Genomic DNA, 26,945 nt, shown 5'->3' with positions numbered 1-26,945 from the left:
CACGCCGACGTGCTGTCACCGACCACCGTAGAAGAGATCTTCAAGCCTTGGACAGCCCATCCCGCACCGACACACCAGCCTGTATCAAGGCCGTTCCGGGCAGCCTTGCGTACTGTCGGCGGGCCGCAGGAGTCCCGCGGCCCGCCTGTGTTGCTCCTACGCGATGTCGAAGTCGGCGGCGCCGGACCGGACCAGGTCGATGAACGACGACCAGGCATCCGGCGTCACGAGCAGCGCCGGCCCCTGCTTGTCCTTGGAGTCGCGGACTCCGACGGCTTGCGCAAGAGCAGCGATCTCCACACACGCGTTGCCCTCCGCACCACTGTAGGAGGACTTGTACCAGGCGGTCTCGGGAGCTATGTCAGTGGACTTCACTGGAGTGTTGATGGTCCTGTCCTTCGCTGTAGTGCTTCCAGGAACTGCGGCGTCTCGTGGGGTGCGAGCGCCGATGCCCGCAATGCTTCGAACCTTCGGGAGAACCGTCCCACGTCGGGCTTCTTGTCGGTCACCCAGGCTTGGCCGTTGACATGGTCGGCCTGGACCATGCGGCCCAACGGCTCGTCCAAGTCAAGGATGATGAAGTTCTGGCTCGCGCGGTACCCAGCAGATGTCGCGGGCAAAACCTGAACGGTGACGTGGTCAAGGCGGCTGAGCCGCGCGATCTCCTCGTACTGGCGCCACATCACCTCCGGCCCACCGATGGTGGCCCGCAACGCGTCCTCAGCCATGATGACCCACAGGGGCCTGGGCTCTGTCTCGGTAATGATCCTCTTCCGGAACATGCGTAGGTCGACGTTGGAGTCGATGAACTCCGTGGTGATCTCGTCCGCCGCCTTAGCGCTCTCAAGCAGGGCGCGGGCGTACTCCTCCGTCTGGAGCAGCCCGAAAACGAGGTTGGGCTGCCACGCGTTGATGCTGACCGCGTCGGTCTCCATGCCGACGTAGTCGCGCATGCCCTTCTGGAAGTGAGGGTTGTAGGGCACCCACCAGCCCGCCTGCAGCGACTCGCGATGGATCGTCAGCAGGCTGTCGATCGTCTCGTCGTCCTGTTGGTAGTACTCCAGCAGGGACGTCAGATCCTTCGGGTTCGGCAGGCTGGTCCGACCACTCTCGACGCGCCACAGCTTCTCCTTCGAGAACCCGAGCGCAGAGGCGACCTCGGCCGTGCTGAGGCCGCGGTCCTCCCTCATCTTCTCCAGCACCTTGCCGAGATGCACTCGGCGACTCGTGGGTCCCTTCGGCGCTGCCACGTTGTGTCGTCCTCCTTCGAGTCGGGCGCTGAGGCACCCGAGTCCGGTCCGGTCGCCACCGAGTCCGGTCTCACCGTACCCGGGCGGCGGGTGGTCTTCCCCGAGCTCTTTCCGGATTTCACGAGCTCGTGCAACTGCATATACCAATCCGCATCTGAATTGCACGGCAAGTTGCACAACAACTCTCGTATGTATCACGCTGTTTGGGCCGGAGCTTCCGACGAACGGCTCAGCCGCTCAACGCTTCCGCCCCGGCTTCCCCTGTCCGCACCGCGAAGGGCACCGCCATGTCCAGAACCGCCCAGCGCAAGGGCACTTGCCGCGCCGCTCTTCGCGGCGCAGCGAGCAGTCCTGCGAGCGCGTCTGATGTGCTCACGGTGACGCTCGGCTGGACCGCACCTCGCAACGTGACCGCCGCCGGCGAGCTCGGAGCTCGACAGGTCGGTTTGATGCGCCGCCTCGCGTGCGCCGCACTGGATCAGTGGGGCCTTCAGGCCGTTGCTGAGGACCTCGCTCTGGTGATCAGCGAGCTGGTCACGAATGCGCTGCGCCACGGTGGCGGCTGCACCAGCGTCTGCCTCTCCCACGGCTCCGCCGGCACCATCCACCTCGAGGTCCGCCAGAAGTCCCGCTGCCTTCCCCAGGTACTGCCGACCAGCGCCGAAGACGAGTCCGGCCGTGGGCTGCTGATCGTCTCCTCGCTTTCGGACAGTTGGGGCGTGGGCGAGTCGGGCGACTCGGTGTGGTGCACGCTCGCCCCCAAGGCAGGTGCGACATCGTGATCCGTCCGGGACGGAATGCATCCCGTTCGCCCGCGGCGCTACGCGGCCATCTCGCGCTTCATCTGGTCGAGCGCCTGTTGAGTCGTGGCATGGATGTCCGGCAGCCGCCGCTCGGCCATCCTCGCAACGCGCTGGAGCTGGTGCGGCAGTCGCTGAACGACGGCCTCATTGACTGCCGCGGCCAGTGTCGTCGAGGCGCCTCGGATATCCGCCGCGGTCAAGCGGACATGGGCCGTCGTGATCATCTCGATCACCTTCCACTGCGGCGCCACAGCGGTCGCCGGCCTCGGAACGTCGTCCGCGAGCCGTATCGCATCCGCGCTTCGGCCGGTCGCCACCAGACCCCGGAGCCGTACCTCGTGCAGGGAGTACGGGTTGAAGAGGCTGGTAGGGGCCACCTGTCCCAGCGTGAAGTCGGCCTCCTTCATCACGCGGTCGAACAGGGCAGTGTTGCCCAGAGCTCCCGCGGCGCGAGCAAGCAGTGGGAGAACGGCAGCTCGTGCGTCCGCATCCGGCGCCAACGCCGCCGCTTGCAGCAGGCGTTCAACCGCTGCGCCGTGAAGTCCCGTCTTACGCAGCTCGTTTCCGTGCATGCGCAGTGCGAAGGACGCTGTGCGCGGGTCGTCGATGAACCGGGTGATCTCCAGCGATTTCGCTGTCCAGTGCGCCGCGGTGCTCAGCCGTTCTTCCGGAAGCACGTTGCCCAGTGCGACTCCGAGCCCGACTCGGGCCCGCGCCAGCAGGTGCAGAAGCGCGCGCTCCGCGTGTCCGTCGGCAACGCGGGCTTCCAGTCGGGCCACGAACGGCCACAGTTCGGCCACCGCAGCGGTGGCCTGCCCGGACTGGCGCGCGATCTCCGCCAGCCGCACGGTCGACTCGCCGAGCTGAAGTACAAGCCGGTGATCGGTGTCCGCCGAAGTGGTGATGCCCAGCACGTGGGGCGGCAGCCCCAACCGCTCGCACACTCGCTCGATCGAGCCGATGTCGGTCAGCTGACGCCTACCGGTCTCCAACAAGCTGACGTACGTCTTGTCGTATCCGAGCAGCACACCGAGCTGAGTCTGGTTGAGATTGTTCGCGGCTCGGTAGAAGCGAAAAATGGCGCCCAAGTCGCGTCTCTCGAGGACGGCTTGCGCAGCCGTGGTCGCCCAATGCCACTGGCGAGCTGCCCGACGGAGTCCGAAGTCGGAGGCTGTCACGACTTACCGCCGGTTGTACCAGGCCCGGATGGACGCCTTGTAGCCCGCGGGCATGTCGAGGCCGTCCACCTCGTCCCTCGTGAACAGGCCGACCTGCTTGTGTTCGCGGCTGGCGACAGGCGCAACCTTCGTATCAAGCGCCACCGCGCCGTACGTGACGATCAGCACCCGACGCCCCGGAAGCGGCTCGTAGATCCACACGCCGCCCTCGATCAACGGCCCCACCTCGACCTGCCAGCCGGTCTCCTCCACGACCTCGCGTGCGACCGCCGCCTCGGGCGTCGGATCGGCCGCCTCCCCGGTCTTCTGGTCGACGATCTCCAACCGTCCGCCAGGCAGTTCCCACTCGTCACGCTCGTTGTGCAGCAGCAGGACACGTCCGTGGTCGTCGAGGACCACTGCCTTCACCGACACCGGCCACACCGGCGGCTTGTACGACGACACCATGCTCCTCCCGTAGCCGCGGAGCTTCGGACCGTAGCACGCGGCTCACTCAAAAGAACCGCGCCAACCGGTGAGCCGGCGTCGACAATCTGTCGCTTTACCGCATCCGGAACACGTGCCGACAGTGAACTCATCGAGCTGTCACGGCAAAGGAGTTCGGAAATGGCCAACGAAGCTCTTCTACCTAGCCTGTTCGCCGCGCACTACGTCGACATACGAGGCGCTGACGCGCCGACGGAGATCACGGGGCAGCTTCGAGGCACCGGTCTCGTGACCATGAACGGGTTGCAGTCCCGCGAAGCGGTCGTCGATGCTGCGTCCGCGCTCTTGCACATCGTTCCGCACCGCGACAGCGAGCCCGACGGACTCACTGTCGTCCGAGACACCGGCCGCCACTCCGGACTATCCGGATTCGCCGGACTGTCCAACGTCGCCCTGGCCGCACACACCGAGGGGTCCGGGATCTCAATGCCGCCGCGCTTGATGATGCTGGTGTGTGCCACGCCGGCAGCGGCCGGGGGCGAGTGCATGCTCGTCGACGGGCAGGCCATCTACGACGACCTCCTTGAACGCGAGCCAACGGCTGTCGAGGCGCTCTCGGATGAGCGAGCCGGGCTCTTCGGCGGTCAGAGCGGCGTTCTCAGTCCCGTCTTCCAGCATCACCATCCGGATCGGGTCGCTCTGCGCCTGCGGCTCGACGACCTGGTGCGGTGGCATCCTCTCGCCCAGCGCTTCGTGCCCGCGCTCGTCGACTCCATCGCGCGAAACAGCCAGGGCTTCGCCCTCGCCCCCGGGAATGCCTACCTGATCGACAACCACCGTTGGCTGCACGGTCGCACCGCCTTCGCCGGAGACCGCTTGCTCTACCGGATTCTGGGCAACCCTCGCGTGTCCATGCCCAAGGGTTTTCCGATCAGTGCGAGAGGGCGGTTACCGCTGGTCTCGGAGTCGACTGGATGAGGTAATCAGCCTCGCATTCCGACGAGTCCAGTGAGTCCGGTGAGGGCAGTCGCGGCGCCGGCCGGCCTGGCAGAACACAAAGCTCTGCGCCACCAGCGCGTCTTGGTGCCGTCATATCCGCCACATGCCGCTCTCAGACGGGCGCCCAAGCCGCCGTAGCCACCTCGATCTCCGCTCCAGCGGTATGCCCGCAGGCGTCACCCACGCCGCCGAACGCACCCCCGTCCCCGTGCGTGCGGCAGCAGGAGCAGGCGCCCCTGCCGCTGGAGCGGGCTCTTCCCCGCTCCGGCCACGCCGAGTCAAGCAGGCATCCACGCCCCCAACTCCCCGCGGGGCGTGACGGACTCACGGCACCCCGCCCGTGGCCGGAGCGGGCAGCACACCACCCCTGTACGCAGCGTTCAGACGAAGGAGTCGATCCGGATGTCCAGCCGTCACCCTCGCGGCTTCACCTGCGGCCGGCGCACCTTCGTACCGCCCCGCCTCGTCGCCGCCGCCCTGGGCACGGCCAACGGCCTGCCTCCGGCCTGGGACGGCTTGGCGTACAGCTCCGACGACATCGTCAAGCTGCTGACCTGCACGCTCCAGGCACATCGCGGGCCAGTCCACCACGGCGTGGTGCTGAACCTGCGCGGCACGGACGCCGGCACCATCTGGACCGCCTGGCGCGATCACACGGCCCCCTACCTGGCCATCATGCTCCCCGACTGCCCCGCCACCACCGCCGACGGTAGTGAGGCGTGCAGCGAGTTCGCCGGGCACCCCGGCGCCCACAGCTGGGAGCTGGCCGACCCAGTCCTGCCGCCCGCCCTTCTCTCGGCCTTCGGTCCACTCCTCACCGAGCAGGCCCAGCCGCCCGACGGACGCCTGCTCGACGCCGCCACCCGATTCCACCGCCCCACCACGAACAGGAACACCGCACCATGAACCCCACGGTCCCCTCGAACCCGCCACCCCCGTTACTCGCCACCGAGCCCGACGGCACCGGCCACCCGGTGCCGCAGTGGACGATCACCACGACCACCGGCGAGCAGACCACCGGCTACCTGCCACCCTGGGCCACCGAGGACCCCAGCGAACACAACGTGCTCCCGGAGGAACTGGCCGCACGGCTCGCCGACGTCTGCCACTACACCGAGTTCCCCGGGCAGGTCCTGCGCGCGTACTCGCCCGCCAACGCCACCGACGCCCCGGAGGAGGTGGAGATCCTGGGCAGCAGCATCACCTGCGCGCCCTACGCGCCGACCCCCGAGTCGGCCATCCCGGTGGCCACGGTGCGCGTCGCCGACGAGTACTGGATCACCGACCTCGACCCAACGGGCCTGGCCGAGCTGATCGCAGGGCTGCGCGCGGTGGCCGACCGACTCGACGACGTCGTCATCCCCCAGCTCAACGACATCCGAGCCGAGTGGGCCACCCACCACACTTCCGGCACGGGGGCCCGCCCATGAGTAGCGACACCACGCCCGCCGCAGACCCCGAGAACACCGGTACACCGCAACTCTCCTGCGCGAGCACGTTGTTCGCGGCCGGCGAGGTGAGCGCGCGGACCCTGTACGCCCTCCACCTGGCGTTCCTCCGCGAGAAGTCCGGCCTGTCCCTCCAGGGCTTGGCCGACCAGTGCCACTACGAACAGTCCTACCTCCACCGCCTGGAGACCGGCGGCCGTATCGGCACCCTCGCCGTCGCCGAAGCACTCGACCGCTTCTACGACACCGGCAACCTCCTCGCCGGACTGTGGCGCCTGGCCAAACGCGAAGCCAAACGCCGGGCAGACGCAAGCATCACCGCCCTGGAAGCCGCCGCCACCAGCATCCAGGAATACGCCCTCACCACCATCCCCGCCCTCCTCCAGACCCCCGCCTACGCCGAAGAGCAACTCACCACCACCAGCCCGCAGTCACCAGAGGTCCTGGCCGCGCAACTCGACGCGCTCCGCGAACGCCAAGCCCGCCTCACCGCCACCGCACCCCACCCGGTCCGCTACCGCGCCGTCCTCGACGAACTCGTCCTCCGCCGCGGCGCCCACAGCCAGACCACCTGGGACGGCCAACTCGACCACCTCATCACCGCCGCCCACGACCCGGCGGTCACCCTCCAACTCCTCCCCGTCCACGCCGGCCCCCATGACCTGCGCGGCCCGGTGCAGCTGCTGTCCTTCCGCACCCGCGGCCCTCTCGCCTACACGCACGGGACTCTGATCGACCACATCACCGACGACCCCGACGACGTCGAAGAACTCCACCGGCAGTACGACCACCTCCGCGACATCGCCCTCGCCCCCGCCCAGACCATCGAACACCTCCGCACCCTCCGGACCAGCACCCGCTGACCAACCAACGCCCCGCTCTAAGGAGCTGTCGCCCATGGGCCCCACGACCCTGCTCACCAAGCCCACCACCACGCCACCCCCCGAATCCGAATCGACCATGACGCCGCAACCGCCGCAGCACGCGCCGCGCACCTGGACGATCAGCACCACCGAGGGCATCACCCTCACCGGCCACCAGCCCGACTGGTCCATGGACAACCCCAGCCGGACCGGCATCACGCTGGACCAGGCCGTGGGCCACCTGCGCGAACACGCCCACTACGCCATGCTCCCCGTCGACCCCGCCCTCCCGCTCGCCACCCTCGACCTCACCATCAACGGCACCCGCTACCGCGAGTCCACCAACCTGATGTTCGCCTCCCAGATCGCCTGCCACCCCTACTCCGAGAACCCCCACCAACGCACCCCCACCGCCAGCCTCACCATCGTCGAGGAGTGGGACTTCGAGGGCCTCACCTCCGCTGACCTCGCCCGCTTCGCCACCCAGATCCGCACCCAAGCCGACTACTTCGAAACCACCGTCCTCCCCACCCTGACCACCGCCCGCGAGGACTGGACCGCCCACCTCCCCGCGTCCCCCGCCGACAACGAGAACAAGGCCGAGCTGCCGTGATCCGCCACTGGAGACTCGCCCTCATCGCCGGCTGGACCGGCATCGCACTGATCGCCGCCCTCGCCCTGAGCATCGGACTCGTCCTCGGCCTGGCCATCGCCAGCCAGCCCATCCCCTGATGCAGTGCCGTACGCCAAACCGCCGATGTGTGTTCCGCGATCGAACAGCTTGGGAGCAGGGATGCCGCCACGTCCCCGGGCACGGCCCAGAAGGCTCTGTCAGGAACCGGAGGCCGTCACGTGGGCCCGTGAAAGGGCGGGACTGACCAAGCGGGCCCTGGCCACCCGAGTCGGCATCTCCGAGCAGCTCATGGGAGACATCGAGTCAGGCCGGCGCAACGCCACACCCGCCAATCTGATCAAGATCGCCGAGGCGCTGAACTGCCCGATCGTGGTCCTGGAGCGCAAGCACGGGTTCAACGCTGACGACTGACGGCTTCAGCCGCCACTTCTCCATGCCCTCGACCAGGCGCCCGAACCGCACGAAGCGACCGGTAGGCGCTCACCGAGCAGAATCCACTTCCACGAGCGGTCGGTGCGCCAAACCAAGCAGCTTCAGGAGGTCGGAGGTCACGACCCTGTAGGCATTGCCGAAGCGCAGCACCTTGACCGGGTACGCGCCCTGCTTCGCAAGTCCGTAACCCGTAGAGCGGCCGATCAGCAGCGCCCGGTTCGCTGTCTCCAGGTCTATGACCGCCGGAAGGGCAAGCAGTTCATCGCTCTTCAGTCCCCGCACCTGGCGGGAGGCTTCTGGTGTCATCATGGTGCGCTCCTTGCGTCTGAAGGCGTCGCAGTGCGGGAATATGTGTATCACGGAGTTGCAGATGCGCGTCATCGGACAATAAAGTGTTGCCATGACACCAACTCAATGGCCCGCGGCGCTCACCACTCGGATCGCGCACGGACTGCGCGAGGCCCGCAAGGCGGCCGGCCTCACCATGGGAGACGTCGCGCGGGGCTGCGCCGAGCGGGGGCTGGCGGAGATCACCGAGCACTCCCTGAAGAACCTTGAGACCGGCAGGAAGTCGAGCCTCGCCATCGCCGACTTCCTCGTGCTCGCCGATGTCCTCGGTGTCCCTCCCGTCACCCTGTTGTTCCCCCTCGGTGCGTCCGCCGCCGTGGAGGTCCTGCCCGGGCGGCAGGTCTCCACCTGGGACGCGCTCGCCTGGTTCACCGGCGAGGCACCCACCAGCCAACCGGCTCCCGAGGGCACCGCCCAGAACCTCCTCGACATCTTCCGCACCCACGGCGACCTGGTGGCTGCCGCAACGGCCTCGACCACGCTGGCGAAGCAACGGAGACGTGCGGCAAGCACCACCCTGGATCGCGCTCGCCGGGCCGCTCTCCTGGAACGGGCGGCCGGCTACGAGGAGAACGCCTTCGAGGACTGCGCGGACCTACGCGCCTTCCGCGACCGAATGCGTGAGGGTGGCCTCGTGCCGCCTGCTCTTCCTGGCGAGTTGGGCTTCGTCGACGATTCCGAAGGGCCTGACCGAAGTTCTGCCATGGCGTGAGGAGGCCAAGACCTTCGTCGCACCAGGACGACCACATGGCGGCGCCATCAAGAAATGGGGGGACAGATGAAGGGCTCCACCTTCCGGCGGTGTGCCTGCCGGAACCCGGAGACGGGAAAGCAGTACGGGCAGTCCTGCCCGAAGTTCAAGCAGAAGCGACACGGCGTGTGGAACCTGCGCCAGGAGCTACCGCCTCGTGAGGACGGCACCAGGCGCATCTTCCGGCGCGGCGGATACGAGTCCGCCACCGATGCCCAGGAGGACTTGGACAAGGTCCGCGGGCTGCTGGCGATCCCGGAGAAGGAGGACGCCGAGCAGCGCCGGGCCGTCGCTGATCTGCTGGAGCAGGTAGCCGCCGAGAAGCTGCCCATTCCATCGGCCGAGGAGATCCGCCGGAAGCTGAACGGTGGGATCGACCTGCGTTCGGACGTCACGCTGGGCGATTTCCTGGACGCGTGGGTGGACTCGAAGAAGACGCGCACCACAACGACGAACGGCTACCGATCCCACATCAGGGTGCACCTCAAGCCCCGCCTCGGGCACATCCGCGTGGACCGCCTCACTGTCGGCCACGTCCAAGCCGCGTTCGACGGCATCAAGGACGACAACGAAGTGATCACGGCGGAGAACGCGGCCCGCCGCGAACAGGAAGCGCGCTGCCGGTGGTCACATCCGGGCCGGCCACCGGTCGCCGAACGCGCCCGCCTCGCCGCCGAACGCGCGAAGCTCGCCAAGATGAAGCCCTACCGGAAGATCACGGCCGCAGCGAGCCGCCAGCGCATACGTTCCACGCTCCGAGCAGCCCTGAATGCGGCCATCGCGCAGCAGCTCATCACCTTCAACGCCGCCGAGTACGTCGAGTTGGACTCCGGGAAACGTCCGAAGGCGGTGCTGTGGACTGATGAGCACGTAGCCCGCTGGCAGAAGACCGGGGAGAAGCCCTCCGCAGTCATGGTGTGGACGCCCCCGCAGTTGGGGCGGTTCCTGGACCGAGCCGAGGGGCACCGCCTGTACGCGCTCTTCCATCTGATCGCATTCCGCGGGCTGCGCCGCGGCGAAGGGGTCGGCCAGGACTGGGCATACGTCAACCTGGACGCCGCAGAGCTGACGCCGGCCAAGGAGATCGTGCAGGACGGCTGGGCACCGTACGAGTCCGAGCCGAAGACGGACGACAGCGCGGCGGCCATACACCTGGACAGCGTGACCGTCTCCGTTCTGCGGGCACATCGCGCCCGACAGAACAAGGAGCGGCTGGAGTGGGGCGACGCCTGGACGGACACCGGCAAGGTGTTCACCCAGGAAGACGGCTCTTGGCTGCACCCGCAGACCGTCTCCGACGTGTTCCAGAGCATCGCGGAAAGCGCCGGTCTCCCCCCGATCAACCTTCGTGACTTGCGCCACGTCGCGGCGACTCTGGTGCACGCGGCTGGAGGAGATCTCCACACGATCAAGGAGGTTCTGCGCCATTCCACCATCGCGCTGACCTCTGACACGTACACAAGTCTCTTGCCTGACCTGGACCGAGAGATCGCGGAGAAGGCTGCCACCCTCGTTCCGAGGGCGCGGAAGAGGGCGGTTGACGGAACCGCCGGGCTCACAGCGGGCTCACCGGCAACCGGGAAGCCCTCCGGAGCGAAGGTTTTCAAGATCGAAAAGAAGGTCTTGCCCCAGGTCAGCGGCACTGTGGCCGCTGACCTGAGCGGTAGGCCGCGTGGGACTCGAACCCACAACCAATGGATTAAAAGTCCACTGCTCTGCCAATTGAGCTAGCGGCCCGCACCGACAGCATAACGGGGCCGGGCCCGGCGGGCGCGCACGTATCGGCGGTGGGACGCGGACAGCGACGGGCCCGGGCGCCTGCGGTGGTACGCAGGGCCCGGGCCCGGGGGAAACGCCCTAGCGGATGCCGGGGTCAGCCGTTGCGCTTCCAGCGGGGCTTGCGGTCGCCGTAGGAGGAGGACGGCGCGTTGTCGCGGCTGTAGGAGGGGCGGGAGTCGCGGCGGTCCCGGTCACCGTAGGAGGGACGGGAGTCGCGGCGGTCGCGGTCGTTGCGGTTGAACGGCCGGTCGTCGCGCCGCTCGTACGACGGACGGCGGTCGTCGCGGCTGTACGAGGGGCGGGAGTCCCGGCGGTCCCGGTCACCGTAGGAGGGACGCGAGTCGCGGCGCTCGTCACGGCTGTACGAGGGGCGCGTGTCGCGGCGGTCCCGGTCACCGTAGGACGGGCGGGAGTCGCGGCGGTCGCGGTCGTTGCGGTTGAACGGCCGGTCGTCGCGCCGCTCGTACGACGGACGGCGGTCGTCGCGGCTGTACGAGGGACGGGACTCCCGGCGGTCGTCACGGCGGTCACCGCGCTCGCCCCGGTACGACGACGGACGGCTGTCGCGCCGCTCGAAGTTCCCGCGGTCGTCGCGCCGCTGGTACGAGGAGCGCTCCTCGCGCTGCTCGGGCACGGCCGCAGCCGCGGCTGCGGCCGCCGCGGCCTCCGCCGCCAGCTCCGCGGCCTTCGCCGCCACCGCCTCCTCCGGGTCCTCGCCGCGCTCGCGGGCGGACCGCGCGGTCAACCGGTCGGCCTCCTCGCGCAGTTCGTTCGCCCGCCGCTGCACCCGCTCCAACTGCTTGGTCAGCTCGGCGACTTCGCGCTCGGCCTGGGCGGCCGCGTTCTGCACCGCGTCGGCCTGCACGTCGGTGAGGGAGCGGGCGCCGGTGATCCGGGCCACGTCCTCGTCGAACACGCCCGCACCGCCGATGACATGGCGCGAGGCGTCGACCCCGGCGTCCTCCATCAGCCGGAAGATCTGCTTGCGCTGGTGCGGCAGGGCCAGCGAGACGACCGTGCCGGACTGGCCGGCGCGCGCGGTGCGGCCCGAGCGGTGCAGGTAGTCCTTGTGGTCGCCGGCCGGGTCAACGTTGAGCACCAGGTCGATGCCGTCGACGTGGATGCCGCGGGCGGCGACGTCGGTGGCGACCAGCACGTTGACGTGCCCGCCCTTGAAGTCCTCCAGGGTGCGGGTGCGCGCGCCCTGCGTCATGCCGCCGTGCAGCGCGTCGGCGCGCACCCCGGCCTCGATCAGCTGCTCGGCGACGCGGTCGGCGCCCATCTGGGTGCGAACGAAGATGATGGTGCGGCCCTTGCGGGCGGCGATGGCGGCGGTGACCGGCGCCTTGTCCTTCGGCTTCACGACGAGCACGTGGTGGCTCATGGTGGTCACCGCGCCCTGGGCGGCGTCCACTTCGTGGGTGACCGGGTCGACCAGGTAGCGGCGCACGAGGGTGTCGATCTCGTTCTCCAGCGTGGCGGAGAACAGCAGCCGCTGGCCGCCGACCGGGACCAGGTCGAGGATCTCGGTGACCTCGGGCAGGAAGCCCATGTCGGCCATCTGGTCGGCCTCGTCCAGGACCGCGATCTGCACCTGGTCGAGCGAGGCGGCGCCGCGGTTGATCAGGTCGCGCAGCCGGCCCGGGGTGGCGACCAGCACGTCCACGCCGCGTTCCAGGGCGTAGATCTGGTTCTGCATGGAGGTGCCGCCGCAGACGACCTTCATCTTCAGGCCGAGGACGTCGCCGTACGGCTGGAGGGCGTCGGCGACCTGCATCGCCAGCTCGCGGGTCGGGGTGAGGATCACACCGCGGGGGCGCTTGCGCTCGGTGTGGCCGCCGGAGAGCAGGGTGAGCAGCGGCAGCCCGAAGGAGAGGGTCTTGCCGGAGCCGGTGCGGCCGCGCCCGAGGATGTCCCGGCCGGCCAGCGCGTCCGGGATGGTGGCGGCCTGGATCGGGAAGGGGGTGACGACCTGGTTGTTGGTGAGCTTGCGGACGATCGCCTCGGGCAGGCCCAGGTCGGCGAAGGTCACCGTCGGCTCGGACGGCTCAGCCGCCTCGGTCGGCTCGCCGGATTCGGCGGCGGACGCGGCCGCGTCGGTCAGGTCATCGGGGCGGGTGTCGGTGGTGTCGGTGGTGTCCGCGCTGTCGGCCGAGGTCACGGCGTCGAGGACGTCGTTCTCAGGCATGGCGGAACGGTCGGCACTGTCATTGGACATGCTGAAGCAAACCCTCTCGGAGACTTACGGCACGCGCCAGCTCCGCAGGTTGCTTACAACCGCCTCAATGCGGTCAGCCACAGGAGATTAGGAACGCGCCACGGGGCGCGTATCAATCAGGCGCCAGGCAGGTGGGATCAAACGATCTACCAGCATACGCATCCGGCGCCGCTTTCGCGAATCACCTGCGCAGCGTACGTGCGGACCGGCGCTGGACGGTCCCGGAGCCGGCGTCCGCACCGCCCGTACCCGTGCCCCCGGCGCCCGCGGTGGAGCCGGTCCCGCCCGCCGCGCCGCCGCCTCCGCCGGTGCCGGTGGAGTCGCCGCCGCCGGCCGTCGGGTCGGCCGGGCCGGTGGGGGCCGCGGAGGTGCTGGGCGGGGCGGTCCCGGTCGGCCGGCCCGGGTCCGTGGCGGTCGGGGCCGCGGTCGGTGAGCCCTGGACGGTCGGGGCGGGCCGCCCCGCGCCCGGTGTGTCATCGCTCACATCCGTCGCGCCGCCCGCCGGGGTCGCGCTGCCGCTCGGCGCGGCCGAACCGTCGCGCCCGGCCTGCGACGCGCGCCCGGCGTACGCCCCGGGGCGGTGCGAGCCGTACGGTCCCGCCCCGCTCCTGGCGTCCGCGCCCGCCGCCGCGCCGGACACCGCCGGGCTGGACGGCTTCCCGTCCGGCGACGCGCTGCCCGCGCTGACGCAGGCGGCCACACCCGCGGCGACGAGGGCCACGAGCGCGGCGGCGCGGACACCCGCGCGTACGGAGGGGGGCCGCACCGGCGGTACGCGCTCCACCTCCACGGCGGCGGGTACGGGTACGGGTCCGGGTACGGGTCCGGCGGCGGGCCCGTACCCGGCGGCCGGAACGCGGGCAGGGGTCGTGGGGGCGGCAGCGGCTGGCGGCACGTCGGCACCTCGGGTGGGGGTTCGGAACGGGACGCGGGCCGTACGGCTGCCCCGGGCAGCCCTTCGCCCGGCCGCGCGCCTGGGGGTGTCGCCGTGCCCAACGCCGCCGCGGCCCGCCAGGACACGCCCCGCGCGCGCCCGCCGGTACGCCCGTACGCCCGTACGCCCCGTACGTCCCGTCCGCCTCGTCCGCCGGGGGCGCTCAGCCGTAGCCCAGCGCGTGCAGCCGCTCGTCGTCGATACCGAAGTGGTGCGCGATCTCGTGGACGACCGTGGTCTCCGTCTCGGCCACGGCCTCCTCCCGGGTGGCGCACATCCGCAGGGTCGGGCCGCGGTAGACGATGATCCGGTCCGGCAGCACCCCCGCGTACCACTCGCCGCGCTCGGTCAGCGGGGTGCCCTCGTAGAGCCCCAGCAACTCCTCGTCGCCCGGCGCCGGTTCGTCCTCGACGAAGACCGCCACGTTGTCCATCAGGCGGGTCAGCTCGGCGGGGACCCGGTCCAGCGCCTCGCCGACCAGTTCCTCGAACTCCTCACGGCTCATCTCCAGCACGCCCCCATTCTCCCCGCCCCGCCCCCCGCGAACCCCTAGCGCCGCCCCGCGCGTACCCCCTGCGCCGCCCCGGCGCACCGCCGTGCCCCGCCTGCGGCGGACCGCCGCGCCGCACCGCCAAACCGTTTTGCCGTTCCCCCGGCCGATCCCCTATGCTTCCCGGGTCCCCGAAGTGCGCCGCGAGGCCGCGTCGGCAGGCCCTCAGCCCTCATCGTCTAGTGGCCCAGGACGCCGCCCTTTCAAGGCGGTAGCACGGGTTCGAATCCCGTTGGGGGCACTCAAGAATGTTCTCTGACCTGGGAAAGCAGGGGCGACCCGGTCGCGCTGGTCGAACAGCGCTTCGGCGCCCATCTGTACTTCGCCCCCCCCGGGCAGCCGCAGACTGCTCCTCCGGCCCCCACCGTGAGGAACTGTGGGGCGGCGATCCGCGCGCCCTCGCACGACGCCCCGACGGCACCACCCCGCTCCTCTGTGCGCTATCACGTACGCCATGAAAACGATGAGCGTCACCGAACTGCGCGCCAACATCGCCGACGCCCTCGACGCGGTGGAGGACGACGCCGAGGAACTGGTCATCACCCGCGCAGGCCGCGAGCCGCTGGTCGTCGTCTCGCTCGCCGAGTACGAGGCTCTCAAGGAGACCGACTACCTGCTGCGGTCACCCGCGATGGCCGAGCGTCTGCGCAGGTCCATTGAGCAGGACCGGCGAACGACCACAAGCTGCTGAAACGGATCAACCAACTGATCGCCGGCATCGGTCGGAACGGCCATGAGGGGATCGGCAAGCCCGCACCACTGGGGAACGACCTTTCCGGCCACTGGTCGCGGCACATCAACTCCGAGCACCGACTCGCGCCCCGCATCCGGAGTTCGCTGTCACCCGCGGCTCGAAGGTCTGCCCGCGACAGTGGGGTGTTCCGCCGGGCGCGGTCGTCGCGGACGTGATCGCAACGTCCGGCCAATCGGCAAGAGGCGGGAGGGGGTTCGCGGAAGGTTGGACGCCGGGCGCTTCCTGGCGGGCGAGTTGACGGCGGACCGGCACGGCCCCGTCGGGGATGCGGGCCGGCGCCGAGCCAAGGACTTCGACCGCGACCAGCACCGGCCGGCCGGGGCAACCGTCGGCGCACCGCGATCCCGAGAGCGAGCGCCAGCCGTACGGCGAAGCGCACCTGCCCGGTCCGCGACGCCGGCGCGGCGCCTCACCCGCCGTCGACGGGGTCGGGCTGCCCGCGGAGCCCCCGGAACGTGCCCGCCGCGGTGAACGCGTCGGTGATCGGCGCGATGAGTGAGGCGAAGCGGCGGGCGCCCGCGGCGCCGATGGGCGCCCACAGGGCGGCGCAGTGTTCGTCCGTCTCCGTTTCGACGCGCTCGCGGGCCGCGCGGCCGGTGTCGGTGATCTCGGCGTCGGGGCCGAGCCAGCCGCGTGCGACGAGGCGGGCCGTCGCCGCGCTCCACTCCTTGTCGTTCCACTGGCGGGTCGCTCGCGCAAGAGCCGTCGGGAGGCGGCCGGTCGCGGTGTGCAGGACGAGGCAGTCGCACGGCCCGAGGCCGTTGTCGGCGAGGACGACGAGATGGGCGTCGCCGCGCCACTCGCGGGCCACCGTGATCTGCTGCCAGAGGGCGACGAGGGGGTCGGGGGGAAGCGCGACCGCGGCGTTCGCGGCGGCGAGCACCTTGCCCGCGTGGTCGGCGGCGGCGACGACCGGGTCGATCAGCGAGCGCGCCTCGGCGAGTTGGGCGTCCGTGAGGTCGACGCCGACGCGCCGCATCGCCCGGCCGGCGGCCCGGAAGCGGGCGGCCTGCCAGCGCGCGGGCGGTGCGGCCTGCCACACGCCCGTCATGGCCCGCACGGCCCGCGGGCTGAAGTTGTAGAAGGCCGCGGCCACGACCTGCCACGGGACCTCGCCCATCGCGGCCGAACGGAAGGCCAGGTAGGCCGGCCCGCGGTCGGTGACGCCGAACGCGGCCGCTTCCTCGGCGGTTTCGGGGACGAGGTAGGTGAACAGGTGGGCGTCGGTGACGGCGTTGCTGACGTGGCGTACGGCGTCGAGGTGCATGGCGGAGGTGTCTCCAGGTGGGGCCGGAACGCGGCCGGTCGGGGTCAGGCGGGTGTCTCGGCGGTGGCGGTCAGCACGGCGCGCCCGAGGGTGTGGCCGGCCATGGTGAAGCCGAGGACGGCCGGGGTGGCGTCGGCCGGGACGCCCACCGCGGGGATGTCGAGGGCGTGCACCACGACGACGTAGCGGTGCACGCCGTGTCCGGCCGGCGGGGCGGCGCCGATGTAGCGGGCCGCGTGGGCGTCGTTGGGCAACTGCCAGGCGCCTGCGGGCAGTCCTGAGCCGGTGTCGTCGCCCGCGCCCTCGGGGAGCTCGGTGGCGGTGGCGGGGATGTCGGCGACCGCCCAGTGCCAGAACCCGGACCCGGTGGGGGCGTCGGGGTCGTAGACGGTGACGGCGTAGCTCCGGGTGCCGTCAGGGGCGCCGCTCCAGGACAGCTGCGGGGAGCGGTCCTTGCCGCCGGGCAGGCCGGAGGAGTGCTGCTCGGGCGGCCAGGGGGCGCCGTCGGCGACGGTGGTGCTGGTGACGGTGAACGAGGCCGCCCGGGGGAGGCGGGCGAAGGGGTCGTGGGCAGACACAGCGGTCGTTCCTTTCCGGACGAGGGATGCGCCCTCGCCCATCAATGAATCGACGATAACACGAATAATCGACTATTCAGTCGATCGTCTAGGATGGGCCCATGACTCAGCCCGCGCGCTCCTCGACCCCGCTGCCGGGGAAGCAGATGCTTTCCGAGCAGGTCTACGCACACCTGCGGGACGCGATCATGCGCGGGGACCATGCCCCGGGCGCACCCCTCAAGCCGCAGGACCTCGCCAAGGAGCAGGGCGTGAGCCTGGCCGTGGTGCGCGAGGCGCTGGTGCGGGTGGTCGGCGAGGGGCTCGCCGACCGGCTGCCCAACCGCGGTTTCACGGTCCCGTCCTTCTCCGACCGCCGCTGGCAGGAGATCGTGGAGGCGCGCCGGACCATCGAGCCGGCCGTGCTGCGCATGTCCGTCGAGCGCGGCGACGTGGACTGGGAGGCCCGGGTGCGGGCCGCCCACCACCGCCTGGCGCGCACTGCGCCGTACGCGCCGGAGGAGGGCGAGTACTACACCGCCGCCTGGGCCGAGGCGCACCGGGCCTTCCACCGCACGCTGCTGGAAGGGTGCGGCAACCGCGCGCTGCTGGAGACCTTCGACCGGTTGTGGACCGCGAGCGAGCTGGCCCGCCGCTGGTCGGCGCACCGCAACCCGGGCCGGGACGGCATCGAGGAGCACCGGAGGCTGGAAGAGGCGGTGCTGGCCCGCGACGCCGACACCGCGGCCGCGGTCCTGGTCCGCCACCTCACCCTGACCGCCGCCGCGCTGACCGAGGACCCGGGCCCGGCCGCGTAGGAGGCTCAGGCTCGGCCGCGCAAGAGGCCCGAGGCCGCGGAGGAGGCTCAGGTGTCGAGCAGGTCCGGTACGAAGACGTCCTCGCAGGTCAGCCGGCGCCGCGAGAGGCCCTGTTCGTGGTGGTAGCGCAGGAAGGTGTCCAGGGCGGTGCGGTTGGCGGTGATGCCGTAGGGCCACCAGTCCTCGCCGAGCAGGCGGCGGTTCGCCTCGAACAGCGAGCTGAACCACGGGGTGATGACGCCCATGTGCTGCTTGGCGGCGCCCTCGCGGTAGGCGCGGGCGGTGAGTTCCTTGGCCTGGGCGAAGGCGTCGTACACCGCTCGGGCCAGGCCCGGCCGGGCGGCGAGGTCGCGGCGGATCGCGAGGACGTGCATCGGCGGGAAGATCCCGGTGCGGCGGTAGTAGGCGCGCTCCACGGTCTCGTGGTCGGGGAAGAGGCGGGCGACGTCCGGCGAGCCGTCGAGCAGCGCCTGCGGCACGTCGACGGAGATCAGGGCGTCGATCTCGCCGGTCGCGAGCATGGCGCCCAGGGTCCGGCCGTCCTCGGCGTGGCGCACGTCGACGCCGTCCGGGACCGGCTGCGGAATCCAGTCGAACGACGGTACGGGGTGGTTGGTGCCGCCGACGACCCAGCGGCACAGGTCGGGGGTCACGCCGTACTCGTCGGCGAGGATGCCCTTCATCCACACGCCCGGGTCGTGGCCGTAGAGCGCGAACTCGCCGACGGTGCGGCCGGCCAGGTCCTGCGGCCGCTCGATGCCGCTGCCGGGGTGCACGAAGACCGCGGAGTGGCGGAAGTTGCGGTTGGGCAGGACCGGCAGCGCCAGGAAGGGCGGGTCGTCGAGGTCGAGGGTGCGCAGGTAGTAGGTGAGGCCGAGTTCGGCCACGTCGTAGCGCCCCTCGAGGGCGCGGCGGAAGACGTCCGACACCAGGGGTGCGGTCTCGAAGGTCGCGTCCACCCCGTCGATCGCGACGCGGCCGTCGAGCAGGGCGGCGGTGTGCTCGTACGGGTAGAGGCCGATGTTCAGCTTCGCGGCCATCAGGGGGCCTCCCCTCTCGGGAACTGGTCAGGGGGTCATGCGGAAGTCGATACGGGGGGTCTGTGGATGCCAGACTCTTCCGTGAATGAACGTTCGCTTTAATGGTGGTCCCGGCACAGCCCGGGCGTCAAGGTGAATGACCATTTACGTTGAGAGCCGAGAGTGAGAGGGGTCGCCATGCCGCGCCTCACCGCCGAGCACCGCGCGGCCAAGCGCGCCGAGATCGTCGCGGCGGCCCGCCGCTGCTTCTCCCGCGAGGGCTTCCACCAGACCTCGATGCCGGACATCGCCGCGGCGGCGGGTGTCTCGGCGGGCGCGCCCTACCGGTACTTCGCGAGCAAGGAGGAGATCATCCTCGCCATCGCGGGCGACGCGTTCCGGCTGATCTTCGAACCGGTCGAGCGGCTGGCCGAGGGCGCCGACGCCCCCACCCTCGGCGAACTGGTCGCCGCAGCGCTGGAGACGGTCAGCGCCGACACGGTCCAGGACGCCGCCGGGCAGCCGGTCGACGTCGGCGAACTACTGCGCTGCGCCGTGCAGACCTGGTCGGAGGCGCTGCGCAGCGACGACGTGCGCGGCCCGGCCGCCGACGGCTTCGAACGGGTCCGGGCCGGCATCGCGCGGGCGCTGGACCGCGGCCGCGCCGCGGGCACGGTGCCCGCCACCCTCGACCCGGACCGCGGCGCCCGTGTGGTGATGGGACTGCTGCACGGCTTCCTGCTCCAGCGCGTGGCCTTCGGCCTCACGGACACGGCCGGGCTGGCCGCCGACCTGCACGCCGGCCTGATCATCTGACCGCCGCGTGGCCGGACACCGCCCGGCCACGCCTCAGGGGTACGCCTCGGCCGTACGCTCACTGGTACGCCTCAGTGGTACGCCTCGTCGTAGAAGTAGAGGAACGCCCCCAGCCCGTGGAAGTCGTTGGTGGCCTGGGTCCGCCCGACGTAGTACGCGTAGTCCCCGACATTCGTGCCGACGGAGATGTCGGTCAGGTACGTCAGGCCGTCGTCGTGCAGGGAGATCCGCGCCAGTTCGCCGCGCTTCCCGGCGTCGACGACCGGCTGGTAGGCGGCGGCGGAGACGTAGCCGCGCCTGATCGCGGTGTCGATGGTCTGCGTGAACATCGCCGAGCAGGACGTCTCGGTCCAGTTGCCCGCGCTGCCGCCCTTGTCCACCACCTGGAACCACCGGCCGCTGGCCGGGTCCTGGTAGGCGGCCATGCCGCGCACCAGGTTCTGGACGATGGTGACCAGTTGGGCCCGGCGCGGCTGGTCGGCGGGGATCAGGTCGAGCACCTCGGTGGCGGCGATGCCGTACCAGCCGACGGCCCGGCACCAGTACTCCGGTGCGAGCCCGGTGGCCGGGTCCGCCCAGGACGCCGCCTTGGACGCGTCGTAGGCGTGCTTCATCAGGCCGTTCGCCTGCTGGAGGTGGCTCGCGTAGACCACGAGCTGCTTGGTCGCGATGTCGAACGACTGGGTGCTGTCGCCGATGTACGCGCCGTACTGCGCCATGAACGGGTCGGCCATGAAGGTGCCGTCGGCCCAGAGCTGGTCGGCGCGGTCGGCGCTGGTGGCGTGCCAGAACCCGCCGTCGCTGGTGGTCGGATAGCCGCCCGCGGGCAGCAGCCGGTCGTGGATCTGCTTGGCGGCCAGGCCGTACCGGGTCTCGCCGGTCTCCCGGTACAGGGCGATCATGACCTGGCCCGGCATCATGCTGTCCAGGCTGGTGAAGCTGTTGGAGATGTGCCCGGCGGAGTCGACGAAGCGGTCCGCCCACGCCTTGACGTACGCGATCAGGGCGGCCCTTCGGGCGGGATCGGTGGTGTGCTGGGCGAGTTGGTACTGTCCCATCATGTAGAGGGCGACCGGGTAGCTCCAGCCGCCGACCGTCGCCGGGGTGTAGCGGTGCATCGTCGAGTCGGCCACGGCGTCCGCCCACTGGGTGCCCGCGGTGTCGGCGACGGTGAGCGAGTCGAGGTCGGGCAGGCCGCCGGCGGTGGTGCCCGTGACCCGGACCAGGTTGGTGCCCGCCCGCAGGGTCACCGGGATGCGGGAGACGGCCCAGGTGTTCCAGTCCGTGGTCGGGTCGAACGCCGGGGCGGACACCACCGTGCTGTTGACGCTGACGTCCGCCTGGCGGCCCGACGCCGTCCCGTTGGCGTACCGCAGCGCCAGGGTGGCGTCGCCCGCGGCGGGCGCGTCGACGCTGAACTCGACGTAGGCGCCGGCCTCGTTGGCGGTGTTGACGAACCCCGTCCCGGTGTAGCCGAGGTGGTCGGTGTCCACGGTGCCGTGGTAGATCGTCGCGTCCTCCGCCTCGTAGACGGCACCCGACGCCGCGTGCGCGGGGACGGCCGCCACCGCGCAACTCGCCGCGAGTAACCCGACGACCGCCGCCACTGCTCTGATACGCATGGGATCTCCGTAAGGTGTGAGGTGAACCGGGTGGACCGAGCCGACCCGGCGGCTACACGCTGAAGCGGGCGACGAAGCTCTTCCCCGCCGCACCCCCGACATCGACCGCGAGCCGCAGGTTCGGCGTGGTCGCGAGGACCGTGACCCCGGGGTCCGCGGAGAGCACCCCCGACACGGCGCCGTCCACGGTGACGGTCACGGCGCCGGTGAGCTGCTGCGTCGGGTCGCAGACCGCGACGCCGAGCGTGCCGTCCTTCCGCTGCGTGATGACCGACGCGGTCCGGTCGACCTGGATGCCCCCGGCCTTGGGCGCGCCCGCCTGCCAGACGTTGGCCATCGCGATGCCGGCGCCGGCCCGCCGCATCGCCTGCACCTGCGGGGTGTTGGCGATGGTGACGTCGTTCGACGCGGCGAACGCCTCGGTCTGCGCCGAGGTCGCCGCGGGCAGCTGGATGTAGCGGTAGCTGCCCCCGGACGGGCTGACACCGTGGTCGACCCACAGGGTGACGAAGCGGCGCGTGTAGGCGGTCGTGTCGTCGTAGACCCCGCGGTGGTCCATGTCGGTCCACTTGCCGGTGCGGTCCTCGCGCACCATCGTGACGTGGCCGCCGGCGGGGAAGACGTACCCGCCGAGGTTGTCGACGTAGATCCACCGCGGCTGGACGACGGTCGGGGTGCTGCTCGGGGTGGCGAGCACCACCGAGCCGTCGACGTGGACGTTCGCCCGGCCGTTCGGGCCGGTGTTGCGGTTCTCGATGACCGACTCGACGGTGTGGCCGTCGGTGCTGCTGATCCCGGCGCCCAGGCACACCACGATGTCGTCGACGCAGAACCACGACTTGCGGCCGGTGAGCGTCTGCACCGCGAACGACAGCCCCATGCCCGCGGCCACGTTGCCGTCGAGCAGCGCGCCGCCCGCCCAGATGTTGGTCGAGCCGCGGTTGGCGCCGAGCGCGAGCGTCTTGGTGTCGAGGGTGACGCCGGGCACCCGGTACTTGTCCGCGGTCGGCCAGTAGGCGTTCGTCCAGTGGCCGGGCTGGGTGGCCAGGTAGAGGTAGGCGGCGCCCTCGCCGGTGTACCAGCCCTCGAGGTTCTCCGCGTTGGCGCTCTCGTACGGCTTGATCCGGGTGGTGTCCATGGCGATCGCGAAGGCGAACGCGGGCCTGCGGTGGACGATCCGCGCCATCGAGGTCGCCACGACGGAGGTGGTGGACTCGGCCCCGACCGGGATCGCCTGGTCGGCGGCGACGGCCCGGCCCAGCGCGATCGACGAGGTGCGCACCTGCTCCAGCGGCACCGGGTCGTAGCTGAAGAAGTCCTGGTAGGTGTCCGCGGTGATCCACCCCTTGACCTGCGAGCGCAGCGTCAGCGCCTGGCTCGCGGGGAAGACCCGGGCGAGCTGGAGCAGGGTGGCGCTCGTCAGCCGGCCGATGCGGTGGTCGGTCTCGTAGAAGCGGGACAGCGCCCGGCCGCGCACCATGTCCATGAACGCCCCGCGGTAGATCCAGGGCACGTAGTCGGCCTGCGTCCAGGTGAAGACGCGCTGCACCTGGTCCGCCGTCGCCGCCCACCGGGTGCCCTGGAGGGCGACCAGCAGGTAGGTCAGGTACTGGAGCAGCGAGACTCCGTAGGAGCCGTTGTACGCGTACACCTTGTGCTGGACGAAACCCCCGTCGGGGTAGAAGCCGTCGCCGCTGGTGCTGTACGGGAAGAGGCCCGCGATCGCCGCCATGGCGCCGTCGATGACGGCCGCGTCCTGGCTCAGCGCGCCGCGCACGGTGGAGATCGCGCAGGTCCAGTTGAGGTTGGCGCCGGTGGCGGCGGCGCCGCCGACCCGGCTCGGGTCCGGCAGGTAGCGGGCGATCGCGGCCATCGCGGTGCTGATCTGGCTGGCGGAGAGCTGGTCGTACAGCGCGACGCAGGTGTCGTTGAGCGCCAGCGGGATGCCGATCTGGAAGTCCCACCAGTTGTCGTACTGCGCGCCGACGCCGTACTTGTGGGCGAGGAACCAGTCCAGGGCCGAGCGGATGTCGGCCAGCAGGCGCGTGTCGCCGGACAGCGACGAGCCGGGGGAGGCGTAGGCGAGGGCGAGTTGGCGCAGCCGGCCGATCACGTCGCGCTGCACCGCCGAGACCGAGGAGCTGTCCAGGTCCGCCCACAGGTAGGTGCGGGAGGCGGAGGTGTCCAGGCCGGCCCACAGGCCGTTCGCGGTGTCGGCCGCGTCCTGCACATAGGCGGCGATCACCGGGTCGGTGGCGCTGTAGCTGCCGATCAGGGTGTCCCGCCACTGGCTGCGGACCTGCGCGAAGTCGGCGGTGGTGGCCGCGGCGGCGCGGGACGGTGCGCCGAGCGCCGAGCCGAGGAACCACGCGGGGGCCAGCGCGGCGCCGGCCAGCAGGGCGGAGCGGCGGGTGACGCCGCGGGAGTGGTGCGCAGCGGACATGGCAGGACCCTCACGGTAGGGGGAGACGGCAGCCGGAAGCGGACCGGAGCGGCGGGCCGGTGCCGGGGGCGTGAGGGATGGTGGCGCCGGGCGCCGGTGGAAGTCAAGGGATAATACGTATTAGCATGGGGTCCGGCGGAGAGTCCGGCGGTCAGCGGCCGGATCGCGCCGGGTGCCGGCCGGGCCGGCGGAGCGGAAGGGGGGCGTTACGATGCGGGACGTGACACAGCGCCGCAGACGGGTGACCCAGGCCGAGGTGGCCCGCCTCGCGGGCGTCTCCCAGGCGATGGTCTCCCTGGTGCTCAACGAGTCCGACGGGGTACGCGTCGCGCCCGAGACCCGCAAGCGCGTCGAGGAGGCGCTGCGCCGGACCGGGTACACCGTGGACATCATGGGGCGGCGGCTGCGCGGCAAGTCCAACCGGATCATCGGGGTGTTCACCTACGAGGCGGTCTTCCCCTCCGGCAGCGCCGACTTCTACGGGCCCTTCCTCGGCGGCATCGAGGAGGAGTCCGAGGCGCAGGGCTTCGACCTGCTGCTCTTCACCAGCCCGGGCCGCCGCCAGGGCCGCCGCAAGGTGTACGAGGAGGGGTCCAACCGGCTGGGCATCGCGGACGGCTGCATCCTGCTCGGCCGCCACACCGACCGGGACGAGCTGGACCGCCTCGTGGACGAGCGGTTCCCGTTCGTCTTCATCGGCCGCCGCGAGTCGTCCGCCGGGCCGGTCAGCTACGTCGGCGGGGACTACGCCGCGGCGACCGCGGAGCTGTACGAGCGGCTGTGGTCCCTCGGGCACCGCCGGATCGCGCTCGTCGGCTACCGCGAGGAGAGCGAGTCGACCGCGGACCGCCGCACCGGCTACCTGCGCGCCTGCCGGAAGCACCGCAAGGCGCCGCTCGCGCTCAGCGACGACGACCCGTCCGCGGTGTACGAACGGCTGCGCGCCGACGGGGTCACCGCCGCGCTGGTGGAGGCCGCGGAGATGGCCGCGGCGCTGCGCGCGCTGGCCAACAGCTCCGGGCTGCGCGTGCCGGAGGACCTCTCGATCGGCGTGCTCGGCGACGCCGACCCCACCCAGACCTCCGGGTGGCCGCTGCGCGCTGTCCCGCACGTCGACTGGACCACCTTCCGCATCCCGCGCCGCGCCATGGGCGCCCGCGCCGTGCGCATCCTGGTCGACATGCTCCTCGGCGACACCGCGCCGGGCCGCGAGACCCAGGTCCTCCTCCCCTGCGACCTGGTCGACGGCACCACGGTCACCACAGCCCCGCACCGCTGAGCCCCAGGGAGCCCCGCGCGCGGGGCTCCCTGGCCGCCGGGTGCCGGCGTTTTCCCGCTTGCGTTCATCTCGTTGACTTCCGCGGGTTCCTTCCCTAGCGTGCGCTAATACGAATTAGCGAGGAGGACCCGCAGGTGAAGGAAGTACGCACGGACGTGCTCGTGGTGGGCGGCGGACTCGGCGGGGTGGCCGCCGCGCTGGCCGCCACCGAGCACGGCGCACGGGTGGTGCTCACCGAGGGAAAACGCTGGCTGGGCGGGCAGTTGACGGCGCAGGCCACCCCGCCGGACGAGCACCCGTGGGTGGAGATGCTCGGCGTCACCGCGTCCTACCGGTCGATGCGGGAGGGCATACGCGCGTACTACCGGCGCCACTACCCGCTGACCGCGCAGGCGCTGCGCACCCGCCAACTCAACCCGGGGGCAGGGCTGGTGAGCCGGCTGTGCCACGAACCGCGGGTGGCGGTGGCGGTGCTGGAGGCGATGCTCGCCCCGGCCCGCAGTTCGGGGCGGCTGACGGTGCTGCGCCCCTACCGCGCGGAGTCGGCCGCGGTCGACGGCGACGCGGTGACCGCGGTGACACTGGCGCCGGACGGCGAGGGCGCCGACGGCCCCGTCACGGTGCAGGCGCGGTACGTGATCGACGCGACCGAGACCGGCGAACTGCTGCCGCTGACCGGCGCGGAGTACGTCACCGGCGCCGAGTCCCGGGCGGAGACCGGCGAGCCGAGCGCGAAGGACACCGCGGAGCCGCTGACGATGCAGGCCGCGTCCTGGTGCTTCGCCGTCGACCACGTGGACGGCGACCACACCATCGACCGCCCGGCGACGTACGACCACTGGCGCTCGGTCCGCCCGGACATCTGGCCGGGACCGCTGCTCGCGTTCTCCTGGCCCAACCCGCGCACCCTCGAACCGTCCGCCGGCTGGCTCGACCCCAACCCGGACGACGACCCGCTGGCCGTCGAGGCGGACCAGAGCAAGGACGCCGGGACGGACGACCTGTGGCGGTTCCGCCGGATCGCGGCCCGCGGGCTCTTCGCACCCGGCGCCTACGCCAGCGACATCACCCTGGTGAACTGGCCGATGATCGACTACATGGACGGGCCGCTCTTCGAGGTCCCGGCCGAGGAGGCGGCCAAGCACCGCGCCGGCGCCCGCGAACTGGCGCTGTCGGCCCTGTACTGGATGCAGACCGAGGCACCCCGCCCGGACGGCGGCACCGGCTTCCCGTCGCTGCGGCTGCGCGGCGACCTGCTCGGCACCGACGACGGCCTGGCCCAGGACGTCTACACCCGCGAGTCCCGCCGTATCCGGGCGGTCACCACGATCCGTGAGGACGACGTGTCGCTGGCGATCCGCGGCGAGCACGGCGCGACCCGCTACGCCGACTCGGTCGGCATCGGCATGTACCGGATCGACCTGCACCCCTCGACCGGCGGCGACACGTACCTCGACGTGGCGTCGGCGCCGTTCCAGATCCCGCTCGGCGCGCTGCTGCCGCGGCGGCTGACCAACCTGCTGCCGGCGGCGAAGAACATCGGCACCACGCACATCACCAACGGCGCCTACCGCCTGCACCCGGTGGAGTGGAACATCGGCGAGGCCGCGGGCGCGCTCGCCGCGCACTGCGTCGCCACCGGCCGCACCCCGCACGGCGTGCACGCCACGCCCGGCCACCTCGACGACTACCGGTCCCTGCTGGCCGGCCGCGGTGTGCCGCTGGCCTGGCCCGAGATCCGCGGCTACTAGAACCGA

The 26,945-nt window shown here is 71.2% G+C and carries 29 protein-coding genes, 2 tRNA genes and 1 pseudogene; 17 read left to right on the top strand and 15 right to left on the bottom strand.

The window, feature by feature from the left end; genetic code table 11:
- Window positions 1–156: 156 nt before the first annotated feature.
- Together WA788_RS00530 and WA788_RS00525 are read right to left on the bottom strand one after the other, a co-directional pair.
- Window positions 157–375 (bottom strand): DUF397 domain-containing protein, encoded by a 219-nt coding sequence (locus WA788_RS00530; RefSeq protein WP_335970394.1) that lies wholly within the window; start codon window positions 373–375, stop codon window positions 157–159.
- Window positions 372–1,250 (bottom strand): helix-turn-helix domain-containing protein, encoded by an 879-nt coding sequence (locus tag WA788_RS00525; RefSeq protein WP_335970393.1) that lies wholly within the window; start codon window positions 1,248–1,250, stop codon window positions 372–374. The genes WA788_RS00530 and WA788_RS00525 overlap by 4 nt, the downstream gene beginning before the upstream one ends.
- Window positions 1,251–1,537: 287 nt before the next feature.
- Here WA788_RS00525 and WA788_RS00520 point away from each other — a divergent pair, with 287 nt between their 5' ends.
- A complete protein-coding gene (locus tag WA788_RS00520) occupies window positions 1,538–2,032 on the top strand; it encodes an ATP-binding protein (RefSeq protein WP_335970391.1) in 495 nt (164 codons plus the stop codon).
- Window positions 2,033–2,070: 38 nt separating this feature from the next.
- Here WA788_RS00520 and WA788_RS00515 read toward each other — a convergent pair whose 3' ends face one another.
- Together WA788_RS00515 and WA788_RS00510 are read right to left on the bottom strand one after the other, a co-directional pair.
- Entirely contained in the window at window positions 2,071–3,141 is a 1,071-nt protein-coding gene (locus tag WA788_RS00515) for a helix-turn-helix domain-containing protein (protein ID WP_335970389.1), read from the bottom strand.
- A 93-nt stretch (window positions 3,142–3,234) separates the two neighbouring features.
- Complete coding sequence (locus WA788_RS00510) at window positions 3,235–3,678, bottom strand: NUDIX hydrolase (protein ID WP_335970387.1); 444 nt, start codon at window positions 3,676–3,678, stop codon at window positions 3,235–3,237.
- Between the two features lie 159 nt (window positions 3,679–3,837).
- Here WA788_RS00510 and WA788_RS00505 point away from each other — a divergent pair, with 159 nt between their 5' ends.
- The 7 genes from WA788_RS00505 (at window position 3,838) to WA788_RS00475 (ending at window position 8,012) form a co-directional block, all read left to right on the top strand.
- Window positions 3,838–4,635 carry a TauD/TfdA family dioxygenase gene (locus tag WA788_RS00505; protein ID WP_335970385.1) on the top strand — a complete coding sequence of 266 codons (798 nt, stop codon included), beginning with the start codon at window positions 3,838–3,840 and terminating at the stop codon, window positions 4,633–4,635.
- Window positions 4,636–5,058: 423 nt separating this feature from the next.
- Window positions 5,059–5,562, top strand: a complete 504-nt coding sequence (locus WA788_RS00500; RefSeq protein ID WP_335970384.1) for a hypothetical protein — start codon at window positions 5,059–5,061, stop codon at window positions 5,560–5,562.
- Window positions 5,559–6,086: a DUF6907 domain-containing protein gene (locus WA788_RS00495; protein ID WP_335970382.1), complete on the top strand. Its 528-nt coding sequence runs from the start codon at window positions 5,559–5,561 to the stop codon at window positions 6,084–6,086. The genes WA788_RS00500 and WA788_RS00495 overlap by 4 nt, the downstream gene beginning before the upstream one ends.
- Window positions 6,083–6,967, top strand: a complete 885-nt coding sequence (locus WA788_RS00490) for a helix-turn-helix domain-containing protein (protein WP_335970380.1) — start codon at window positions 6,083–6,085, stop codon at window positions 6,965–6,967. The genes WA788_RS00495 and WA788_RS00490 overlap by 4 nt, the downstream gene beginning before the upstream one ends.
- A 34-nt stretch (window positions 6,968–7,001) precedes the next feature.
- Window positions 7,002–7,580 (top strand): DUF6907 domain-containing protein, encoded by a 579-nt coding sequence (locus WA788_RS00485; protein ID WP_335970378.1) that lies wholly within the window; start codon window positions 7,002–7,004, stop codon window positions 7,578–7,580.
- The gene (locus WA788_RS00480; protein WP_335970375.1) at window positions 7,577–7,699 is read left to right on the top strand and encodes a hypothetical protein; all 123 of its coding nucleotides are present in this window, start codon (window positions 7,577–7,579) and stop codon (window positions 7,697–7,699) included. The genes WA788_RS00485 and WA788_RS00480 overlap by 4 nt, the downstream gene beginning before the upstream one ends.
- A gap of 25 nt (window positions 7,700–7,724) precedes the next feature.
- The gene (locus tag WA788_RS00475) at window positions 7,725–8,012 is read left to right on the top strand and encodes a helix-turn-helix domain-containing protein (RefSeq protein WP_335971211.1); all 288 of its coding nucleotides are present in this window, start codon (window positions 7,725–7,727) and stop codon (window positions 8,010–8,012) included.
- Between the two features lie 69 nt (window positions 8,013–8,081).
- Here the strand turns inward: WA788_RS00475 and WA788_RS00470 are convergent, their stop codons facing one another.
- Window positions 8,082–8,342 (bottom strand): hypothetical protein, encoded by a 261-nt coding sequence (locus tag WA788_RS00470; protein WP_335970374.1) that lies wholly within the window; start codon window positions 8,340–8,342, stop codon window positions 8,082–8,084.
- A gap of 91 nt (window positions 8,343–8,433) precedes the next feature.
- On the opposite strand from WA788_RS00470, the gene WA788_RS00465 reads away from it, so the two are divergent.
- On the top strand, window positions 8,434–9,093 hold the full coding sequence (locus WA788_RS00465; RefSeq protein ID WP_335970373.1) for a helix-turn-helix transcriptional regulator: 660 nt from the start codon (window positions 8,434–8,436) through the stop codon (window positions 9,091–9,093).
- A gap of 186 nt (window positions 9,094–9,279) precedes the next feature.
- Here WA788_RS00465 and WA788_RS00460 read toward each other — a convergent pair whose 3' ends face one another.
- Window positions 9,280–9,666 (bottom strand): hypothetical protein, encoded by a 387-nt coding sequence (locus tag WA788_RS00460; protein WP_335970372.1) that lies wholly within the window; start codon window positions 9,664–9,666, stop codon window positions 9,280–9,282.
- Here WA788_RS00460 and WA788_RS35995 point away from each other — a divergent pair.
- A pseudogene (locus WA788_RS35995) lies at window positions 9,553–10,539 on the top strand (site-specific integrase); the annotation flags it as partial. The gene WA788_RS00460 and the pseudogene WA788_RS35995 sit on opposite strands and share 114 nt — an antisense overlap.
- A 257-nt stretch (window positions 10,540–10,796) precedes the next feature.
- On the opposite strand, the gene WA788_RS00450 reads toward WA788_RS35995, so the two are convergent.
- The 4 genes from WA788_RS00450 to WA788_RS00435 form a co-directional block, all read right to left on the bottom strand.
- A tRNA-Lys gene (locus WA788_RS00450) sits at window positions 10,797–10,869 on the bottom strand.
- A gap of 136 nt (window positions 10,870–11,005) precedes the next feature.
- Window positions 11,006–13,099, bottom strand: coding sequence for a DEAD/DEAH box helicase (locus WA788_RS00445; RefSeq protein ID WP_335970369.1), 2,094 nt, complete (start codon window positions 13,097–13,099; stop codon window positions 11,006–11,008).
- Between the two features lie 211 nt (window positions 13,100–13,310).
- Window positions 13,311–14,024, bottom strand: coding sequence for a hypothetical protein (locus tag WA788_RS00440; protein ID WP_335970368.1), 714 nt, complete (start codon window positions 14,022–14,024; stop codon window positions 13,311–13,313).
- A 202-nt stretch (window positions 14,025–14,226) separates the two neighbouring features.
- Window positions 14,227–14,577, bottom strand: a complete 351-nt coding sequence (locus WA788_RS00435; protein WP_335970367.1) for a metallopeptidase family protein — start codon at window positions 14,575–14,577, stop codon at window positions 14,227–14,229.
- Between the two features lie 204 nt (window positions 14,578–14,781).
- Here WA788_RS00435 and WA788_RS00430 point away from each other — a divergent pair.
- From WA788_RS00430 to WA788_RS00420, 3 genes are all read left to right on the top strand, one after another.
- Window positions 14,782–14,854, top strand: a tRNA-Glu gene (locus tag WA788_RS00430).
- Between the two features lie 213 nt (window positions 14,855–15,067).
- The gene (locus tag WA788_RS00425; RefSeq protein WP_335970365.1) at window positions 15,068–15,304 is read left to right on the top strand and encodes a type II toxin-antitoxin system Phd/YefM family antitoxin; all 237 of its coding nucleotides are present in this window, start codon (window positions 15,068–15,070) and stop codon (window positions 15,302–15,304) included.
- Window positions 15,298–15,522 carry a type II toxin-antitoxin system YoeB family toxin gene (locus WA788_RS00420; protein ID WP_443033953.1) on the top strand — a complete coding sequence of 75 codons (225 nt, stop codon included), beginning with the start codon at window positions 15,298–15,300 and terminating at the stop codon, window positions 15,520–15,522. The genes WA788_RS00425 and WA788_RS00420 overlap by 7 nt, the downstream gene beginning before the upstream one ends.
- 254 nt (window positions 15,523–15,776) lie before the next feature.
- Here the strand turns inward: WA788_RS00420 and WA788_RS00415 are convergent, their stop codons facing one another.
- Window positions 15,777–16,634 carry an SCO6745 family protein gene (locus WA788_RS00415; protein ID WP_335970363.1) on the bottom strand — a complete coding sequence of 286 codons (858 nt, stop codon included), beginning with the start codon at window positions 16,632–16,634 and terminating at the stop codon, window positions 15,777–15,779.
- A gap of 44 nt (window positions 16,635–16,678) precedes the next feature.
- Entirely contained in the window at window positions 16,679–17,212 is a 534-nt protein-coding gene (locus tag WA788_RS00410; RefSeq protein WP_335970361.1) for a YbhB/YbcL family Raf kinase inhibitor-like protein, read from the bottom strand.
- A gap of 101 nt (window positions 17,213–17,313) precedes the next feature.
- On the opposite strand from WA788_RS00410, the gene WA788_RS00405 reads away from it, so the two are divergent.
- Window positions 17,314–18,009, top strand: coding sequence for a GntR family transcriptional regulator (locus WA788_RS00405; RefSeq protein ID WP_335970359.1), 696 nt, complete (start codon window positions 17,314–17,316; stop codon window positions 18,007–18,009).
- A 47-nt stretch (window positions 18,010–18,056) separates the two neighbouring features.
- On the opposite strand, the gene WA788_RS00400 is transcribed toward WA788_RS00405, so the two are convergent.
- Window positions 18,057–19,049 carry a 4,5-dihydroxyphthalate decarboxylase gene (locus WA788_RS00400; protein ID WP_335970357.1) on the bottom strand — a complete coding sequence of 331 codons (993 nt, stop codon included), beginning with the start codon at window positions 19,047–19,049 and terminating at the stop codon, window positions 18,057–18,059.
- Between the two features lie 177 nt (window positions 19,050–19,226).
- Here WA788_RS00400 and WA788_RS00395 point away from each other — a divergent pair, with 177 nt between their 5' ends.
- Window positions 19,227–19,844, top strand: coding sequence for a TetR/AcrR family transcriptional regulator (locus WA788_RS00395; RefSeq protein ID WP_335970356.1), 618 nt, complete (start codon window positions 19,227–19,229; stop codon window positions 19,842–19,844).
- Between the two features lie 71 nt (window positions 19,845–19,915).
- On the opposite strand, the gene WA788_RS00390 is transcribed toward WA788_RS00395, so the two are convergent.
- Together WA788_RS00390 and WA788_RS00385 are read right to left on the bottom strand one after the other, a co-directional pair.
- On the bottom strand, window positions 19,916–21,466 hold the full coding sequence (locus WA788_RS00390; protein WP_335970354.1) for a glycoside hydrolase family 88 protein: 1,551 nt from the start codon (window positions 21,464–21,466) through the stop codon (window positions 19,916–19,918).
- Between the two features lie 52 nt (window positions 21,467–21,518).
- Complete coding sequence (locus WA788_RS00385) at window positions 21,519–23,909, bottom strand: polysaccharide lyase 8 family protein (protein ID WP_335970353.1); 2,391 nt, start codon at window positions 23,907–23,909, stop codon at window positions 21,519–21,521.
- A gap of 220 nt (window positions 23,910–24,129) precedes the next feature.
- On the opposite strand from WA788_RS00385, the gene WA788_RS00380 reads away from it, so the two are divergent.
- Window positions 24,130–25,188 carry a LacI family DNA-binding transcriptional regulator gene (locus WA788_RS00380; RefSeq protein WP_335970351.1) on the top strand — a complete coding sequence of 353 codons (1,059 nt, stop codon included), beginning with the start codon at window positions 24,130–24,132 and terminating at the stop codon, window positions 25,186–25,188.
- Window positions 25,189–25,322: 134 nt separating this feature from the next.
- Window positions 25,323–26,939, top strand: a complete 1,617-nt coding sequence (locus WA788_RS00375; protein WP_335970349.1) for an FAD-dependent oxidoreductase — start codon at window positions 25,323–25,325, stop codon at window positions 26,937–26,939.
- Window positions 26,940–26,945: the final 6 nt, after the last annotated feature.

It is taken from the genome of Streptomyces sp. CA2R106, assembly GCF_037034245.1.
Taxonomy (GTDB): Bacteria; Actinomycetota; Actinomycetes; order Streptomycetales; family Streptomycetaceae; genus Actinacidiphila.
The sequence above is the reverse complement of the archived record's forward strand: the minus strand, read 5'-3'. Positions and strand labels throughout refer to the sequence as shown.